The organism is Streptomyces sp. NBC_01267, from assembly GCF_036241575.1.
Classification (GTDB): Bacteria; Actinomycetota; Actinomycetes; order Streptomycetales; family Streptomycetaceae; genus Streptomyces.
Genome location: NZ_CP108455.1, coordinates 621,258 through 639,106 on the forward strand (window position 1 = coordinate 621,258; position 17,849 = coordinate 639,106).

Below are 17,849 nucleotides of genomic sequence, written 5' to 3' on the forward strand. Positions count from 1 at the left end.
CGTTCCGCAGGGAGTTCAGGCCTGTTTCCGGTACGGCTTCGTCGTGCGGCGGGCGAGCGCCCAGTAGAGGAGGCCGGAGACGGGCGCGCCGAGGGCAGTGAGGTCCATTCCGCCCAGCGGCGCCACCCACGGGCCGGTCCACAGGGCGCTGTCACAGGTGAGCGCGGCGAAGGTCATCCCGCCGAGGAGGGCGACGATTCCCGGGGCGTGCCAGCCCGCGCGGTACCAGTACGCGCCGTCGCGCCCGCCGTGCAGGGCGTCGCTGTCGTAGTGGCAGCGCCGCAGCAGCATGTCGGCGAGGAAGACGCCGCCCCACGGGGCGAACACGATGACCAGCAGGGAGAGGAACGAGAGCAGCGATTCGGTGAAGTCGAGTACGAACAGCGCGGCCAGCGAACCCAGCGCGGTGACGGCGGCGCTGATGAGGATGGCCTTGGCGCGGCTCCAGGGGATGCCGAGCACTTGCAGGTTAAGGCTGGAGGAGTACAGCGTGATGATCGAGTTGGTGACCGATCCGCCGAGTACCAGCACGAGGAACACCGGCTGGAACCACACCGGGAGAAGCTTCTGGGTTCCGGCGACGGCGTCGCCCAGGTCCGCCTGGGTGGCTGCCGCGGCCCCGGCGATGCCGAGGACCACGGAGGAGACGAAGCCGCCCGCCGCGCCGTTGAGGGTGAGGGAGCGCAGCGTGGTGGTGCGCGGCAGGTAGCGGGTGTAGTCGGCGGGCATGGGCACATAGCTGAACGGCCCGGCCAGCGTCACCACGAAGGCCAGGGACCAGCCGGTGGCGCCGCCGGGAAGGCTGGGCGCCGAGGTGTCGGTACCCGGCAGCAGGAAGACCAGCAGGGCGGCGAAGCCGATGGCCAGCACGTAGGCCATCCACCGCTCCGCCCACTGCACCGTGGCATGACCCCACAGGGCCACCACGAACGTCAGCAGAAGGGTGAGCAGCAGGGCGACGGCGCGAGCGGCGTTGCCGTGCCAGCCCAGTGAGGCGCAGCAGGCCGCCAGGGCGAGGGCTCCGACGACGGTGTTGACGATGGTGTAGCCGATGCTGACGATCCAGTTCAGCAGTCCGGCCGGCCAGTTGCCGCGTACGCCGAAGGCCGCGCGTGAGATCACCAGCGTGGCGGTGCCGGTACGGACGCCGCTCAGGCCCGCGGCGCTGATGGCGAGGAACGTCAGGCCGCCGGCGACCACGACCAGGACGGCCTGCCAGAAGGAGAGGCCGAAGGAGACCGCGAGGGCTCCGTTGATGACGTAGGTGAACGTCAGGTTGGAGCCGAACCACAGCCAGAACAGGTCCCGGGCGCCTCCGTGCCGCTCGGCGTCCGGGATCGGGTCGATGCCGTGTTCCTCCACCTGGAAGACGTCGTCGGCGGCCGGGGCGCCGCCGACCGCGGGCGGGTGCTCCCCCACTCCTTCGCGCCGCGCTGTGCTCGTCCCGCCGGCCATACGCCGCCGCCTGTCCCGCGACCCGTGTCGCGCATTTGAATGGTGTTCTAAACTCTTGAACGTCATTCAAGATGGAGGCAGCTCCCCTCGGCCGTCAACCCCTTGACGGCAATTCACAGAGATAGGCTCGGCTCCGCAGGCGCCGGGGCACGGGGCGCCGGGAACAGAAGGAGCGGGACCAGGTGGCAGGGGCGGCGGCACAGCGGCACTCGGCACGCGGCGGCGAGGAGTTGCGCGTACGCATCGTGCGGGAGGCCACGACGGTCATCGCCGAGGAAGGGCTGGCCACGCTCACCATGTCCGCCCTCGCCAAGCGCCTGAACACCAGCGGCGGCCATCTGCTGTACTACTTCGACAGCAAGGACCGGCTCCTCCTGGAGGCGCTGCGCTACAGCGAGAACGCCCTCACCGAGGAGCGCCGGGCCCTACTCAGGAAGCGGGTCACGCCACGACGGCGCCTCGACCTGTTCCTCCAGCTCTATCTGCCCACCGGTCCGCGCGATCCGCGCTGGATGCTCTGGATCGAGCTCTGGGCGCGCACCGGCTCCGACGAAGCCCTGCGCCCCGCCCAGGAGGAGATGGACGCGGCCTGGCAGCAGGATCTCCGGTCCATCCTGCTCAAGGGAGTGGAGCGCGCGGAGTTCGCCCCGGCCGATGTCACCGAGCAGGCGTCCCAACTGCTCGCCCTGCTGGACGGCCTGAGCACCCGTGTCGTCCTGGGGCAGGGCGGGACGGACAGCCGTCAGGCCCTCGCCACGGCCCGCGCCGCCGCCGTACTGCTGGTACCGGGCGCCGGTCCGCGGCACGGCGAGTGACAGGATGAGCAGCCTACCGACGGGAAAGGTGCCACGACATGGCGGTCGTCCACAGGACCACACTGACCCCTACGAAGCTGGAGCTCCTCGCCTCCTGGCTCCCTGAGCAGTCCTGGTACCGCGGCAGCGGGCACCAGCCGGAACTGACCAAGGCCGGCGGTTTCCGGCTCGACGATCCGCAGGGCGAGGTCGGGATCGAGTTCATGGCGGTCACCGACGATTCCGGCGACGGGCCGGTGACGTACCAGGTACCGCTCACGTACCGCGGCGCGCCCCTGGACGGGGCCGACCACGCTCTCATCGGCACCTCGGAGCACGGGGTGCTGGGACAGCGGTGGGTGTACGACGGAGCCCACGACCCGGTTCTCGCCGCCCAGTTGTTCGCTCTCGTCGTGGGCGCGGCCGAGCCGCAGGCACAGAACGCGAGCAACAGCCCCGACCCGACCGTCACCAGTCGGCGCGCCGGGTCCTGCCCCACCTCGGCGACCGGGCCCACGGCGGTGGCCGACGGGCCGGACGCCACCGAGATCGGCATGCGCACCCCTGCCGGACCGGGTCGGCTGACCCTCCGCGTGAACCGCGTCCTCCGGCCGGAGCAGCCGGGACGGCCGGGACAGGACGGCTCGTCCGACAGCGCGGCCGGGTCGCTGGGACAGGTCAGCGCCGAGTGGCTGCTGCCGGACGGCACCAGGGCACGCGGGCTGTTCGCCGTCGTCCAGGACTGATCAGGTCGGTCCTCAAGCCGTGAAGCCCACGTGCACGTGGTCGTGGTGGGTGTTGTCGGTGAAGAACTGACCGGCCGTCGCACCCCCGGAGAGCTGGACCGGGCCGCCGACGTTGTACGAGCCGGCCGCCGCCGCGTCCCGCATGAAGGACTCGATCAGCCGGCGTGACGTGGCCGGGTCGACGACCATGTGCCCGTCGATCTGCCATACGTCGAAGGCCCGGCCCAGCGGATGGTCGCTGGGCCGGTTCGTGCCGAACACGTCCAGCGGGTGGCCGGAGCGGATCACGCTGACGTACATCCGATAGGTGCCGGCCAGCCGCAGCAGCGCCTGCAGGACGGTCGGGTGGATGTGCCCGCTGCGGATGTCGGCCTCGGCCGCGGGGGGCAACGTGATCCGCGGGTTCGCCAGCACACGCTGTGCGGCCGAGGGCAGCGACGCCACCGCCGCGCCGGGTCGCGCCGGGTGGAGCGCGGTCACCTTCCAGTGGGGCTGCGCCCGGCTCAGCCGTACGTCGACGGTCGTGCCACCGGCATGACCGGGTGTCCACTGGCGGCAGACCACCAGCACGCTGGCCGAGTCGCTGAGGATGCCGCCGTACTGCGCGTCGATCACCTGGAGTGCGGCCTCGTTCGCGCCCGGCAGCAGCGGTCCCGCCTGGTCCACCAGGGACGGCGCCGCTCCCAGCGCGGCCACCCGCTTCTTCGCCGCGGTCGCGCCGCCCTCTCCGGCGCCCCAGGCGCCGATCGCCTCCACGACCTGTACGGCGCGCAGCTTCACCGCGGGGTCCACGTCGGCGCGGTCCGGGCGCCAGGGCGTGGTCGCGGGCAAGGAGGAACGAGAGGACGGGGACGGGGACGAAGCCCGGCCGGGGCCCGCAGCCGTCCGGGGGTCTCCGGAGCATCCGGCCGCGCCCAGTCCCACGGCTCCCGTGACCAGACCTCCGGCGCCGAGCAGCACCGCGCGTCGGCCGAGTGGTTGTCCCATGCGATGCCCCGATCTCGTTCCGGCCTGTCCGGCACCAGCCTGCGGGACCACCGGGCGCGGCGCATGCGGGGCGCGGCGGACGTGGTGTCCGCCCCGGGAACCGGCTCGGATCGGATCGGCCCTACTCGGCTCGGGTCAGAACGGGACGGTGAGCTGGGCCCGGACGTGCGCGCGCAGCACGCCCGCCATGTCCGTCGTGCATCCGCTGAGGAGCCACTGCACCTGGAGTCCGTCCATCAGCGCGATCAGTTGCTGCGCCGCCACTTCGGGCGCGATGCCGGGCCGCAGCGCGCCCGCGTCGTGCGCCTGCCCGTACGCGAGTACCGCTCCCTCCACCGAGGTCCGGTAACGCCGCACGAAGTACGCGTGGGCGGGGTGGTCGGCGGCCGTCGCCTCCGCGGCGAGCACCGAGAACAACTCGACGATCCCGCGGCGCCCCGCGTTCAGCTCGGCCAGATCGGCCATCCTGCGCAGCCGGTCGACGCCGGTCGGGCTGCCGAGCGACATCCACTCGCCGTCGACCTCGTCGCGGTGTTCCAGGACCGCGAGCAGGAGCGATTCCTTGGTCGGGAAGTGGTGCAGCAGCCCGGGGTGGGAGATACCGCAGCGGGTCGCGATCGTGCGCAGTGACGCTCCCCGGTAACCCGCCTCGCCGAACATGGCCATGGCGTGGTCGAGGATCTCGCGCCGTTTCGCACGGCCCTTCGCGTAGCCGCGCCGCTCTTCAGCGGTCACTCGTCACTTCCCGGGTCTCGTCGGACTGCGTCGCCGAACAGATTCGCACACCGGAATACTTACCACTTGGTCGGTATGGTGCGTACCGTGGACCGTCGCGGCCAGCGGGAGCCGTGCCCCGCCCCCTGGGCCGCGTCTCCCGTTGTCCCGCCCGACGAGCAGGACAACGACGTTGCGAAAGGAATCCCTGTGGCCCCCTCCCTGCCCTACCTCGACCCCGCGCTGCCCGTCGCCGAGCGGGTCGACGACCTCCTCGGCCGTATGACGCTGCCGGAGAAGACCGGACAGATGCTCCAGTTGAACGCCAAGGACGGGGTGCGGCACCTCATCGAGGACCTGCACGTGGGGTCGATCCTGCATGCCCCGCCGGACCGCGTTCTGGAAGCCGCCGAGCTGACCGGCCGGACCCGTCTGCGTATCCCGCTGCTCGTCGCGGAGGACTGCATCCACGGGCACTCCTTCTGGGAGGGCGCCACGATCTACCCCACCCAGCTCGGTATGGCCGCGACCTGGGACCCGGCGCTCGTCGAGCGCATCGCGAGGGCGACGGCCGTCGAGGTCGCGTCGACCGGTGTGCACTGGACGTTCTCCCCGGTGCTGTGCATCACGCGCGACCTGCGCTGGGGCCGGGTGAGCGAGACCTTCGGCGAGGACCCGTACCTCATCGGGGAGTTCGCCTCGGCCATGGTGCGCGGCTACCAGGGCGACGGGCTCGCCGACCCGACCGCGATCCTGGCGTGCGCCAAGCACTTCGCGGGCTACTCCGAGACCCAGGGCGGCCGGGACGCCAGCGAGGCCGACCTCTCCCGGCGCAAGCTCCGTTCCTGGTTCCTGCCTCCGTTCGAGCGGGTCGCCCGGGAGGGCTGCCGTACGTTCATGCTCGGGTACCAGTCGATGGACGGCGTCCCGATCACGGTGAACAACTGGCTGCTGAACGACGTGCTGCGCGGCGAGTGGGGCTACACCGGGACCCTGGTGACCGACTGGGACAACGTCGGCCGCATGGTGTGGGAGCAGCGGGTGTACGCCGACTACCCGCAAGCAGCCGCGGCAGCGGTCCGCGCGGGCAACGACATGGTGATGACGACGCCGAAGTTCTTCGCCGGGGCGCAGGAGGCGGTCGCCCGGGGCGCGCTCGACGAAGCGGCGATCGACGCGGCGGTCCGCCGCATCCTGACCCTGAAGTTCGAGCTGGGTCTCTTCGAGGACCCGCGCCGCCCCGACCCCGCCCGGCAGGCCGAGGTCATCGGCAGCGCCGAACACACCGCGCTGAACCTGGAGGCGGCCCGCCGCTCACTGGTCCTGCTGACCAACGACGGCACGCTGCCCCTCACCGGAGGGTCCGGTTCCGGAGGGGTGGTCGCCGGGGCCGGCTCCGGGCCGCGGACGATCGCCGTCGTCGGGCCGAACGCCGACGACCCGCACACCCAACTCGGCGACTGGGCGGGCGCGTCGGGCCAGGCGGACTGGCTGCCGGACGGTCACCCGCGCGCGATGATCAGGACCGTGCTCGACGGATTCCGTGCCCACTCCCCCGCGGGCTGGACCGTCTCGCACGCGCGGGGCGCCGACATCCTCACGGTGGGCCCGGATCCGGAGGGCGCGTTCTTCCCCGACGGCCAGCCCCGGCCGGACGTCGTCGTCCCCGCGGAACCGGACGAGACCCTGATCGGTGAGGCCGTCGCCGCGGCGCGGGCCGCCGATTACACCGTCGCCGTCGTCGGCGACCGTATCGAGCTGGTCGGCGAGGGCCGGTCCACCGCGACCCTGGAACTCGTCGGCGGGCAGGTCGCGCTGCTGGACGCGCTGGCCGCGACGGGCACACCGCTCGTCGTCGTGGTCATCAGCTCCAAGCCGCTGGTGCTCCCGCCCTCCGCGCTGGGCGCGGCGGCGATCGTGTACGCCTTCAACCCGGGCATGCAGGGCGGGCGGGCGGTGGCCGAACTGATCCTCGGCCTCGTCGAACCGTCGGGGCGTCTGCCCGTCTCCTTCGCACGGCACGCGGGGCAGCAGCCGACGTACTACAACCAGGTGCGCGGACAGCACGGCACCCGGTACGCCGATCTCACGCAGCATCCGGCGTTCGTGTTCGGAGAAGGGCTGAGCTACACGACCGTCACCTACACCGGTCTCGAAGTCCGGACGCCCACCCTCGGGGCGGACGACACGCTGCACGCCCGTGTCACGGTCCACAACACGGGCGAACGGCCCGCACGGGAGACCGTGCAGGTCTACGTGAGCGACACCGTCACCTCGGTGACCTGGGCCGAGAAGGAGCTGAAGGCCTATCAGCAGGTGACACTCGCCCCCGGTGAGTCACGCGAGGTCGTCATCGAACTGCCGGTCTCCTCGTGCTCGCTGGTGGACTCCGAGGGCCGTCGCGTCGTCGAGCCCGGCGCCTTCGAGCTGCTCGTCGGCCCCTCGTCACGCGACGAGTCCCTGCTGCGGGCGGGCTTCACCGTGAAGGGCTGAGACCTGCGGACGGGTCAGGAGAACAGCGGACGCCACGCGATCCGCCAGTGCGGACCGATACCGGGGGCGAACAGCTCACCCGTCGGCGAGATGCGTCTGGCGTCCGGAGAGAGGACGAACGGCAGGGGGAGATAGGACCTCCCGTTCTTCGGCTGGCGTACCCGGGTCTCCACCGTGTACGCGGCCGAGTCCTCCGGGTGGACGTAGACGGCGTCGTACGGCTCGCCCTCCCCCCGGCCTGCGGCGGCTTCCTCTTCCCGGGTCGGGATCCGCGGTGCGTGGCCGCCGAGCATCGCGACGGCGCGTGCCTCGTACCCGTCGGCCAGGATGTTCGCCACCGGACACAGGCCGTCGGCGCCGTGGTCCACCGCGGCCCGAGCGGCGTCGACGGCGTCCCTGGCGGTGGCGGCGAACTCGTCGCGCAGCGGTGAGGTGTTGTCGACCGCGGCGCCGAGGGCCAGCCGGGCGGTGTCGAGGGCGAGGAGCGCCGCGCGGCCGGGGGCGGCGCCGACCGCGGCCTCCGCCGCGATGTCGGCGGCCGTTCGCCCCGCCGCGTCCCTGACCTCGGCGCCCCCGTAGGCGACAGCGCGAGTGGCAGCGCTTGCGGCGCGCGCGAGGTGGCGGGCCCTCGCCTGCTCGTCGGGTTCGGCGGGCCCGTCCACCGGTCCGTCCCCGAACTCGTCGGGACCCGTGGGGAGAAGCGTGCTCATCGGTGTACCTCCGGCGTCCGCGGGGCGCGGCCCGTGCGCCGTACCCCATCCGGCCACGGTCTGCCGACGCGGACCGGCCACAGGTATTCGGAGCTGATGCGGTGCCGGATTGGCCGCATCCGCAGCCGGTTCGCGGAGCGCCGGGGCGAGCGCCGCTACGGCGTCGGTGCCGCCTCGGCCACCAGGTGTCGCAGGTTCGATTTCGGCCGCGCGCGGAGTGCGCAATTCCCCCTGGCCCCGCCCGTAACGGAGAATTGACAATACTCGGACAGCGATACCCACTCCGTGCGAGATCGGCTCGGCTACAGTCGGCTCACCGCCCTGCAGCGTAAGAGTCGAATGTCCACTCCGCAGCGGGACCGTCTCCCGGATCAGCGCATTCGCCCCCGGTTCAGGCAACACGTTCCGGGGCCCGGCCGGCTTGTCACAGTGAACGTGCCGTACGCGGCGCGGACGACAGGGGGAACCCATGAGCCCGGACAGCACCATCACGCACCTGGTCGGAGCCGCCGCGATCATCCTGGTCGTGGCCAACGGAGCGGGCCTGCTGGCCCGCAGACTCGGACAGCCGTCCATCGTGGGCCAGTTGACAGCCGGCATAGCCATCGGTCCCAGTCTGCTGTCCCAACTCCCTTCCTCCGTGGGCCGGATGCTGTTCCCCGCGGAGATCACCCCCATGCTCACCGCCCTGAGCCAGGTCGCCCTCGTGCTGTTCCTGTACTTCGTCGGGTACGAACTGGACCTCCGTCTGCTGCGCGGCCGGTCCCGCACCACGCTGACGGTGGCGTTCGCGGCGTTCGCCGTGCCCATTGCGGTGGGTGGGGGCGCCGCGCTGCTGTTCCACGGCACGCTGGAGAAACTCGGCCTCCCGCACGACGTGCCGGTGCGTTCGACACTCTTCCTGGCAATCGCGTTGTCGATCACGGCCGTTCCGGTGCTGGTCGTCGTGGTGCGCGAGTCCGGGCTGGCCGGCACGGTGCCCGGCGTCATCGCCGTCTCGGCTGCCGGGCTGATCGACATCCTGGGGTGGACGGTCCTGGTCGGCATCCTCCTGGGAACCGGCGACCGGTCCGGAATGGCGATGCCGGTGCGTCTGGCCCTGCTGCTGGTGACGGCCGTGGTGATGGTCTGGCCCGCGCGCCTGCTGCTGCGCTGGTTCATGCGGCGTCCCGGCGTCAGCCAGGGGCCGCGGCTGGCGGTACTGATCGGTTTCGCCTTCACCGGCGCCTGGGCGACCAGCGCACTCGGCCTGCACGTGATCTTCGGGGCACTGCTCGCCGGAGTGGTCACGCCGCGCGAGCAGGACGGCACCCCCGACCCGGAGTTGGTGCGCTCGCTGGAGGGTGTCGGGTCGCTGCTGCTGCCGTTCTTCTTCGTGGTCTCCGGCCGGAGCGTGAGTGTCGGCGCCCTGACCGGTACCGCAGTGGCCGCCTTCGTGGTCGTCACGGTGCTCGCGGTGGTCGCCAAGGTGGGCTCGGGCGCACTGGCGGCGCGCGCGTGCCGTCTGGACAAGCGGACCTCGGTGACGGTCGGGATCCTGCTCAGCACCCGGGGTCTGACCGAGTTGATCGCCCTCAACGCCGGTCTCCAGGCGGGCCTGTTGAGCGGTCCTCTCTACACCGTTCTCGTCCTCATGGCCATCGCCACCACGCTGCTCACCCAGCCACTGCTGATCCTTTCCCGCCGCATCCGAGCGGCCGACACCGACCCGCACACCTCGGCGGACCCGGTATCGGCGGGCGTCCGCTGACGCCCGGGAGACATTCGGTCGTCAGCGTGTTGCGGGCAAGCCTCAGGTCAGGACCATCCACCGTCGGCCGTCGATGAGTTCCCGTGCGGCATCGAGGTGGCCCGCGTGGCACGCGGTCTCGGTGATGACGTGCAGCAGGACGTCCCTGAGGGTGTGCAGGTGCGGCTCGCCGAAGAGATGCCGGGGCCACCAGACCAGGGGCGTGTCCGCGGTCGCAGCGGTGACGACGGTGTCCGCGAGGTGTGCCTCCGCGCGGTACCGGTCGAGGACGTCGACGGCCCGGACGTCCGGCTCCACCTGCCAGGCGTTGTCGATCTCGTCCAGCGCCCCGATGACCTCCTGGTCGCCGAAGGCCACCGCACGGAACCAGAATCGCTCGACGTCGAGGGCGAGGTGCTGGACGAGGCCCAGGCAGCTCCACCCGGAAGGCAGTACCGGTCGGCGCAGGCCGTCCGCGTCGAGTCCGTCGAGGATGCCGAGGACATGGCGCCGCTGCCCGTCCAGGACCGAGAGCAGTGTCCGGATCTCCGGATCCGGTGCCGAGGTCAGGTGGGCCGTGTCGGATGCGTCGGTGTGCTTCACCGTACAGAGGATCTACGAACGGGCCCGGCCCTGTACAGAGGCCGCCCGGATCTTCTGCCGACGACGGCGCCCGGCCCGGTGAGGACGGGATCGTACGGGCGCGCGCACGGGCGCGGCATGACGGAGGCCGACGGCTCCTCGCACACGAGCGCTCACGCCGGTGCGAGGGCGGCCGGCTTCAGCGCAGGTGCACGGGGAGCGATTCGATGCCGTACACGATCGACAGCTTGCGGAAGGTCAGGTCCTGCGGCGGGACGGCGAGGCGCAGGTGAGGGAACCTGCGCACCAGGGCCGGGTAGGCGGCGCGCAGTTCCATCCGGGCGAGTTCGGCGCCGATGCAGCGGTGGATTCCGTAACCGAAGGCGAGGTGCCCGGTGGTGTCGCGGTGCGGGTCGAAGCGTCCGCCGTCCGCGGTGTACGACGGATCACGGTTGGCGCCGCTGAGCGAGCAGAGCACCATGTCGCCGCGCGGGATGACCTGTCCGGCTATCTCGATGTCCTGCCGGGCGAACCGGGGGAAGGCGATCTGTACCGCGGTGAGATAGCGCAGCACCTCCTCGACGAACGGCGCGGTCAGCGCGCCGTCGGTCCGTATTCGCCGGAAGAGGTCCTCGTCCCGCAGCAGGACGAGCGAGCCGAGAGCGAGGGTGCTGGCGGTGGTCTCGAACCCGCCGGTGAGCACACCGTCGGCGAGGCCGGCGAGTTCCTCGTCGTCGACGTTGTCGCCGTGCTCGCGCACGATCATGCCGAGCAGACCGTCGCCCGGCTCGGCGCGCTGCTTCTTGACGACGTCCCGGAAGTAGGCGAGCGAGGCCGACATGGCGCCGAAGGGCGCACGCGATCCGGCGGCGAGGTCGAAGCGGTCCATGGCCAGCTGCTGGAAGTCGTGGCGGTCCTCGTACGCCACGCCGAGCAGTTCACAGATCGTCAGGGACGGGATCGGCAGCGCGAATTCCTGCACCAGGTCGACGGGCCCCTGCCGGGCGTCCATCGCGTCGAGGCGCTCCTCCACGATGGCGTCGATCCGGGGGGCGAGGCGCCGCAGCCGGCGCATAGTGAACTCGGGGGTGAGGATGCGGCGCAGCCTGGTGTGTACGGGGGGATCGCTGAACCCGAGTCCGCCGGGCGTCTGTTCCGCCGTCACGCGGGCATTCGCGGCGAGGTGGGCGAAGTCCGTGCTGAAGGCGTCGGCCGCGCCGAGGACGGCTCTCGACTCCTCGTAACCGGTGACGATCCAGGCGTCCATGCCGAACGGCAGCGAGACCTTGGACACCGGCGTCGTCGCCTGTACCTCGGCCATCCGGTCCACGGGGTCCATGCCGTCACGGCGCATCAGCATCAGCAGGTCCGCGGGCAGCAGTCGCATGGTTGAGGGGCCGAGCCCGCGCTGCTGAATCCTGGACAGGTAGGCGCGCCCGATGCGGGCGGTCATACGAGAACGGAACGTCGTCCTCAACGTGCACTCCAAGGGCTGGGCAGAAAGCGCGGAAATGAAGTGGGCGGGTGTCGACACGGCTGGCGGCACGTGGCGTTGTGGTGCGTCTCAGGGCAGGGCCAGGAGACCGCCGACGCTACACACAGTGGTGTGGGCACGCACATCCGCGGCCCCCCGCAGGTCGCGGTGAGAACGGAGAGAGGACTTCGTCCCCCTCGCGCAGGAAGTCGTGACCGCTGTGTTCGCCCCGGGCCCCGAGGAGCGCGCCGGCCATGCCGTGGGCCTGGCAATACCCTCAGTTGCACGTACAACAAACCGACGGATTCGGGACCCGGCCAAGGCTTTTCAGCCGTTTTCCGTGATCACAGTTGCGGCAGAAGTGGTTCTGATTACGTTAGGGGCTGTTTTGACAGTACGAGCCCGGGAAGGGTGTGGTTCGCTGTGTCCACGCTGCCGACGACGGCCGAGGAACATCCGGAGAATCCCCGCGCCAGCCTCACTTTCGAAGGCAACACACTACTCTCGGCGCAGCAATTTACGGATTCGGGGTACATCGTATTGCCCGGCCTCATTCCCGAATCGCTGCAGGACCGGCTCAGGCCCGAAGTGGACCGCTGGGTGGACGACGGACTGCGTTCACGTTCCATAGCCGCCTGTGCCGACCACGGCGCCGAAACCCCGCCGCCGCTCATGGAACTGGAAATGCCCGCACACGGTGAACTTCTCACTTACGAGCCGTTGTTACGGGTGATCGCGGATCTCATGGGCGCGCCGTTCGTCTTTCACCATCTGCACAGCGACCGGCACGGTCCCGGAGTTCCCGGAAAGCCGTGGCACCACGACCGTGAGCCCAACGACCGTGGCGATCCGGAGCTGTTGATGGTGCACGCGCTGCATTATCTCGGTGGTCTCGACGGGACGATAGGAAGCCTCGCGATGGTGCCCGGGTCCCATCGTCGGCCCCGGAGCAAGTCCGCGTTCGCCCACCTCGGCAGCGCCGAGCTGCCCGGCGAGGTGGTGATCGACACGCTGCCGCCCGGCTCGACCGTACTGATCAACTCCGCTCTGCTGCACGCCCGCAGGCCCGCGCCGAGCCCGGCCGGTGCCGCTCCCCGCTATTTCGTCGACGCGTGCTACTGCCAGACGGGGGCACGCTGGCGTCCCGCGAAGCCGTACTGGCGGCAGATGCTCGCCACGGCCCGGACCCTCGGTCTCGACGGCGGGCGGTGGCCGGAACTCTTCGCCGAACGGCATTTCACCGAGTACGCCCGGTCGGCGTGAGAAGGAGTGGCATCGATGCAGATCATCGGTCCGGTCACATTCGACGAGGTGCTCACCGCCTTCCATCAGGACCATCCCGTGGCGCGTGACCACGGGAACAACACCAACCAGGACGCGGAGAATGTTCTCCTCCTGGCCGACAAGATGTTCGGCACCTGGTCGAAGGTACGGCTGACCCGTGCCGAATTCCGCGAAGTGATACTGCCCTGGCACCTCAGCGAGGGCGGTGGGTTCGAGCTCGTACCCCGCACCGGGCGGACGGTCGGCGAGGCCGCGGACCTGCTCAGCTCGCGTGCGGCGGAGCTGGCGGCGGCCAACCCCGTCTGCACGGCGAAGATCGCCCGGTTCCGTGACGCCCCCTTCTCCTCCATCTATCTGAGCACCCGCCCGGTGACCCACGACCACTACGCGGACCTCCCCACCGGCGAGGGCATCGTCCACCTCGACGGCCTGCACCGTCTGCTCGCCTGGGAACTGTCCGGGCGGCTGTCGCTCCCGGAGAGCCCGACCGTGTACATCGCCGGTGATCTCACCCCGGGCGCCCCGGGTTCCGTGAGCGGCAGCACACCCGATGCCACAGCCGGAGGTCCACGAACATGACGGATGCGGACCGCTCCCGCACTTCGCTGCCCGAACTCCTCATACGCAACGCCCTGTCCCATCCGGACCGGCCCGCGCTCAGCGACGGCGCACGCGCCTTCGACCACCGACGGCTCGACACCGTGGCCGGCCACGTCGCGGCCCGCCTCGCCGAGCTCGGGACCGGCCGCGGCGACCGGGTGGCGCTGCTCGGGGCCCGGGACGCCCGGGTGTGCGCGCTGTTGCACGGCATCCTGCGCTCGGGAGCCGCCGCCGTACTGGTCGATCCGGGGTGGAGTCCGGACGATGTACGCCGGAGGCTGGACGCCGTCGGGGTGCGCCAGGTTTTCACCACGACCCCGCGGATGCGGGCCCCCGAGCCGTACCGCACCGAGTTCGTCGATGTCGACACGCTCGCCAAGACCGATCCCGTCGACCCGCCCGCGGTCTTCCCCTGGGCGCCCGCCGACCTCGCCTACCTGTCGTTCACCTCGGGGTCGAGCGGGGAGCCGAAGGCGGTCGCGGTCACCCACGCCAACGCCGTGCACTACGCGCGGTCCCTGCGCGACCGGCTGGGGTTCACTGCCGCCGACGCGCCCTGCGTCGCCCACGTCACCACGCTTGCCGCGGACCTCGGTCACACCTCGTGGCTGCTCGCGCTGGCGACCGCCGGATCGGTGCATGTCGTCCCCGACGACCGGACGCGCGACCCGGAGGCGTTCTGGGCCTCGCTGCACGACGCCGGGGTGTCGGTGCTCAAGACCACGCCCTCGCATCTGACGGCGCTGCTGGCAGGCCGTCCTTCGCACGGGCCCGTCCTGGACACCTTGATCCTCGGCGGCGAGGCACTGCCCCGTTCGCTCGCCGCGAGCCTCCTCCGGGACGGCGTCACCGCGCGGGTCGCCAACCACTACGGACCGACCGAGACCACCGTCGGGGCCACCTGCTTCCTCGCGTCCAGCGAGGCCGAACTGCCCGCGGACGAAGTCACCGTGCCGATCGGCACGGCCATCGGCGAGGTCGAACTGCGGCTGGAGCGCGACACGGTGGCGGGCGACGCGGTCGACAGCGACGTGCTCAAGGGCGACACGGTCGAGGGCGGCGTGATCGAGGGCGACGTGGTCGAGGGCGAGCTCCACATCGGCGGAGCAGGGGTGAGCGCCGGGTACTTCGGGCGGCCGGAGGAGACCGCGCGCCGGTTCGTCACGCGCGAGGGGCGGCGGGAGTACCGGACGGGTGATGTGTGCCGCCGCCGGCCGGACGGGAACCTCGTCTTCGTCGGCCGGTCCGACCGCCAGGCGAAGGTCCGGGGCTTCCGCGTCGATCCCGTCGAGATCGAGCACGCCATCGGGGAGTTCCCGGATGTCCGCCAGTGCGCGGTGATCGTGCGCGCCACCCCCGCGGGCAGTCATCTGGTGGCCGCCGTACGGCTGTCCGACCGGTGTGCCGAGGGCGAGGCGCTCGCCGCACTCCGCTCGCACCTGCGTGACCGGCTGCCGGACTACTCCGTCCCCCAGCCGATCCTCGCGCTGCCGGACTTCCCGTTCGGAGCGAACGGAAAGCTCGACCGCGAACGTCTGAGCAGCGCCGTGTCCGGCCTCATCGAGTCCCGGGCCCGCACGGCACGCCTCGAACCGTCCGCCCCGGCAGAGGGCGCCGACCGGGCCACCGCGTCGCTGGCACACACCATCGCCGAGCTGTGGGCGGACGCACTGGGCCTGCCCGTGGTGGATCAGCACGCCAACGTGCTGGACCTGGGCGGCGACTCGATCCTCGCGATGCGCACCATCGCGTCACTGCGCCGACGCGGCCACCGCGTCGCCTTCCAGGACTTCTACGAGCACCCGACACCCACCCTGCTGGCAGCGGCAGCGACTGCTTCCGCGCACCGTCCTCCGCAGCCGCGCTCCGACACCGCCACCGAACCGGGCCGGCTCGCTCCCGCGCAGCGCTGGTTGTTCCGACAGCCCATCGACGAGCCACGGCACTGGAACCAGTCCGTTCTGCTGCGGTGCGGGCAGCGCGTGGACACGAGCGCCCTGTCGGCGGCGGTCCGGGCCGTCCTGCACCGCCATGCGGCGCTGCGCCGGCCGCTCGGCCCCGGCGGTCCCGGGCGTACCCGGCCCGAGGCCGACCTGGACACGGTGAGCCACACCCGGCTGCGGGCTGCCGACGCCTTGTCCGAGACGGTCGGCACGGTCTGCACCGAGCTGCACCGCAGTCTCGACCCGGAAGCCGGACGCCTGCTGAGGGTGCATCTGTTCTCCGGCGGGCCCGGTGTGGACGACCGGCTCGCGCTGATCGCCCACCACCTCGTCGTCGACGGACTGTCGTGGCGCATCCTGCTCGACGACCTCGCCACCGCCTACCGGGCCGCGCTGTCCGGCCGGCAGGCCGACCTCCCGCCGACCGCCGACTTCTACGCGTGGGCCGCTGCCGTGCCCCCGACCACCGCCGTGCACCCGGCCGCCGCACCCCGGCTCCCCGAGGACGACGCCACCGGTGGTGCCGAACCGGCAGCCCTCACCTGGTGTCTCGACGAGGAGGCGACGGACCGCCTCGTCGCGCGCCACGGGCGTGCCCAGCGCCTCGAAGCGGTGCTGCTCTCGGCGTTCGCCGACGCCGTGCCGGCCTGGAGCGGCCAGCGGAGTCTCGCGGTGGAGGTGGAGACCCACGGCCGGGAGACCGGCAGTGACGACGGGCAGTACCTGGACACGGTGGGCTGGTTCACCGCCGCCAAGTGGCTGACCATCGACGCGGCGGACGGCACACGGCGGGTGTCCGAGGTCGAGGATCTCGTCCGGCGGGCACCCCAGATACCGATGGACGCCGAAGGGGCGCGCCCCGAGGCCGGGTTCAACTTCCTGGGCACGTTCCGGCTGCCCGAGGATCCGGCCCTGGGCTGGTCGGTGGCGGACGAGCAGGCCGGGGCGGCCCGCTGTCCCAGCGGCGACACGCTGTACCGGCTCCGCCTCACCGCCCGGATCGTCGACGGCAGGCTGGTGACCGATCTGGTGTACGCATGGCCACAGCTCTCCCACGACCACGCGGAACAGATCTTCACCGCCTTCTCCCACGCGGTGGCCGGTGCGGCGGACACCAACGCTCCTCCCCACGTCAGGGCAGGGGTGTCCACCTCCGGTCAGCTGCTGCACCGGGGTGCTGAACCGTTTCGGGGCGGCTGGCGAGTCGTGCGCGAGCCGGCACACGTACTCCTGACCGGGGCGACCGGCTATCTGGGCCGGCACGTACTCACCGAGCTGGCCGACCAGGGCGCACGGGTGACCTGTCTGGTGCGCGGGAGGAGCGACGCCGAGGCGGCCCGGCGGCTCGGCGGCGCCGAAGTGATCGCCGGTGACATCACCCGGGAGGGCCTCGGCCTCTCTCCCGCCGGGCTCGCACGGGCCCGTACGGCCCGTGTCGTCGTACACGCCGCCGCAGACGTCCGGTTGGTGGCCTCACCCGCCGAACTGGAGCGGACCAATATCGCCGGGGTGCGGCAACTGCTCGACTGGATCGACGCGCACGCCCCCGGTGCCCGGCTGCACCACATCTCCACGCTGGCCGTCGCGGGCGGTGTGGCCGGTCCCGCACGCCGGTTCAGCGAGGCGGATCTCCGCATCGGCCAGAGCTTCCGGACCCCGTACGAGAAGGTGAAGTTCGGGGCGGAGGAGACCGTCCGTGCCTGGGCCGCCTCCGGCGGTCAGGCCTACATCCACCGCAGCGGCCACATCGCGGCACACAGCAGGACCGGGGCGTTCCAGGACAACATCGCGGACAACCGGGTCTATCAGACCGTCCGCGGCTACGTACTGGCCGGCGCGGCGCCGAGCCGGCCGTCGGCGACGTTCGAGTTCTCCCACGTGGACACGGTGGCGGCGGGGATCGCGGCGATCGCGAGCTATCCGTACGCGGCGCCGGGCGTCTACCACGTCGAGTCGCCGCACACCGTCCCGCACGACGAGCTGGTGACGTGGATGACCCGCCACGGCTATCCCGTCCGGCTGACGGACGACGCCACGTTCGCCGCGGCGCTGGCCCGCGCCGAGGAGCACCATCCGGACATGGCCCGAATCGCCTCGGCCTGGTCCCAGCTCGGCGACCGCAACGTCGTCTTCGACAGCTCGTGGACCCAGGCGGTGCTCGGCCGGCTCGGGGTGCGTTTCGCCGAGCCGACCGCGCAGTGGTGGTCGGCCGCGCTGTCCTGGGCGGCCGGTACCGGCTTCCTCCCGGCGGCCGTCGCCTGTCCCGACAGGCCTGGGCCGCATGCCGGTTCACCTTGCCCCTCCCCCAGCCGGCCCTGACCGCCGGCCCGCACCACCC

General features: G+C 71.7%; 13 protein-coding genes. 7 read left to right on the plus strand and 6 right to left on the minus strand.

Annotated features, from left to right (window positions below; all coding sequences use genetic code 11):
* Positions 1–15: 15 nt before the first annotated feature.
* Positions 16–1,455, minus strand: coding sequence for a purine-cytosine permease family protein (locus tag OG709_RS02995; protein ID WP_329164682.1), 1,440 nt, complete (start codon positions 1,453–1,455; stop codon positions 16–18).
* Between the two features lie 182 nt (positions 1,456–1,637).
* Here OG709_RS02995 and OG709_RS03000 point away from each other — a divergent pair, with 182 nt between their 5' ends.
* Both OG709_RS03000 and OG709_RS03005 read left to right on the plus strand, forming a co-directional pair.
* Positions 1,638–2,270, plus strand: coding sequence for a TetR/AcrR family transcriptional regulator (locus tag OG709_RS03000; protein WP_329164684.1), 633 nt, complete (start codon positions 1,638–1,640; stop codon positions 2,268–2,270).
* 38 nt (positions 2,271–2,308) lie between these two features.
* A complete protein-coding gene (locus tag OG709_RS03005; RefSeq protein WP_326695370.1) occupies positions 2,309–2,995 on the plus strand; it encodes a maltokinase N-terminal cap-like domain-containing protein in 687 nt (228 codons plus the stop codon).
* A 12-nt stretch (positions 2,996–3,007) separates the two neighbouring features.
* On the opposite strand, the gene OG709_RS03010 is transcribed toward OG709_RS03005, so the two are convergent.
* Positions 3,008–3,826 (minus strand): hypothetical protein, encoded by an 819-nt coding sequence (locus tag OG709_RS03010; protein WP_250300336.1) that lies wholly within the window; start codon positions 3,824–3,826, stop codon positions 3,008–3,010.
* Between the two features lie 291 nt (positions 3,827–4,117).
* On the minus strand, positions 4,118–4,717 hold the full coding sequence (locus tag OG709_RS03015) for a TetR/AcrR family transcriptional regulator (RefSeq protein ID WP_250300338.1): 600 nt from the start codon (positions 4,715–4,717) through the stop codon (positions 4,118–4,120).
* A 189-nt stretch (positions 4,718–4,906) separates the two neighbouring features.
* On the opposite strand from OG709_RS03015, the gene OG709_RS03020 reads away from it, so the two are divergent.
* Positions 4,907–7,189 (plus strand): glycoside hydrolase family 3 N-terminal domain-containing protein, encoded by a 2,283-nt coding sequence (locus tag OG709_RS03020; RefSeq protein ID WP_266644383.1) that lies wholly within the window; start codon positions 4,907–4,909, stop codon positions 7,187–7,189.
* Between the two features lie 14 nt (positions 7,190–7,203).
* Here OG709_RS03020 and OG709_RS03025 read toward each other — a convergent pair whose 3' ends face one another.
* Positions 7,204–7,899: a hypothetical protein gene (locus tag OG709_RS03025; protein ID WP_250300342.1), complete on the minus strand. Its 696-nt coding sequence runs from the start codon at positions 7,897–7,899 to the stop codon at positions 7,204–7,206.
* A gap of 469 nt (positions 7,900–8,368) precedes the next feature.
* On the opposite strand from OG709_RS03025, the gene OG709_RS03030 reads away from it, so the two are divergent.
* Positions 8,369–9,649 (plus strand): cation:proton antiporter, encoded by a 1,281-nt coding sequence (locus OG709_RS03030; RefSeq protein WP_250300344.1) that lies wholly within the window; start codon positions 8,369–8,371, stop codon positions 9,647–9,649.
* Between the two features lie 42 nt (positions 9,650–9,691).
* Here OG709_RS03030 and OG709_RS03035 read toward each other — a convergent pair whose 3' ends face one another.
* A complete protein-coding gene (locus tag OG709_RS03035) occupies positions 9,692–10,198 on the minus strand; it encodes a mycothiol transferase (RefSeq protein ID WP_443068568.1) in 507 nt (168 codons plus the stop codon).
* Between the two features lie 211 nt (positions 10,199–10,409).
* Complete coding sequence (locus tag OG709_RS03040; RefSeq protein ID WP_250300348.1) at positions 10,410–11,663, minus strand: cytochrome P450; 1,254 nt, start codon at positions 11,661–11,663, stop codon at positions 10,410–10,412.
* 444 nt (positions 11,664–12,107) lie between these two features.
* Between OG709_RS03040 and OG709_RS03045 the strand changes: the two genes are divergently transcribed.
* From OG709_RS03045 to OG709_RS03055, 3 genes are read left to right on the plus strand one after another with little or no spacing between them, the layout of a single operon-like run.
* The gene (locus tag OG709_RS03045; RefSeq protein WP_250300350.1) at positions 12,108–12,947 is read left to right on the plus strand and encodes a phytanoyl-CoA dioxygenase family protein; all 840 of its coding nucleotides are present in this window, start codon (positions 12,108–12,110) and stop codon (positions 12,945–12,947) included.
* A gap of 15 nt (positions 12,948–12,962) precedes the next feature.
* The gene (locus OG709_RS03050) at positions 12,963–13,547 is read left to right on the plus strand and encodes a DUF6309 family protein (protein WP_266644375.1); all 585 of its coding nucleotides are present in this window, start codon (positions 12,963–12,965) and stop codon (positions 13,545–13,547) included.
* Positions 13,544–17,830: an AMP-binding protein gene (locus OG709_RS03055; protein WP_329164693.1), complete on the plus strand. Its 4,287-nt coding sequence runs from the start codon at positions 13,544–13,546 to the stop codon at positions 17,828–17,830. Before OG709_RS03050 ends, OG709_RS03055 begins: the two co-directional genes overlap by 4 nt.
* Positions 17,831–17,849: the final 19 nt, after the last annotated feature.

What these genes read in the sequence shown, in the direction of transcription:
- OG709_RS02995 (WP_329164682.1), bottom strand. Translation starts at nt 1,455, where the DNA reads ATGGCCGGCGGGACGAGCACAGCGCGGCGCGAAGGAGTGGGGGAGCAC.
- OG709_RS03005 (WP_326695370.1), top strand. Translation starts at nt 2,309, where the DNA reads ATGGCGGTCGTCCACAGGACCACACTGACCCCTACGAAGCTGGAGCTC.
- OG709_RS03030 (WP_250300344.1), top strand. Translation starts at nt 8,369, where the DNA reads ATGAGCCCGGACAGCACCATCACGCACCTGGTCGGAGCCGCCGCGATC.
- OG709_RS03040 (WP_250300348.1), bottom strand. Translation starts at nt 11,663, where the DNA reads ATGACCGCCCGCATCGGGCGCGCCTACCTGTCCAGGATTCAGCAGCGC.
- OG709_RS03055 (WP_329164693.1), top strand. Translation starts at nt 13,544, where the DNA reads ATGACGGATGCGGACCGCTCCCGCACTTCGCTGCCCGAACTCCTCATA.
- OG709_RS03050 (WP_266644375.1), top strand. Translation starts at nt 12,963, where the DNA reads ATGCAGATCATCGGTCCGGTCACATTCGACGAGGTGCTCACCGCCTTC.
- OG709_RS03025 (WP_250300342.1), bottom strand. Translation starts at nt 7,899, where the DNA reads ATGAGCACGCTTCTCCCCACGGGTCCCGACGAGTTCGGGGACGGACCG.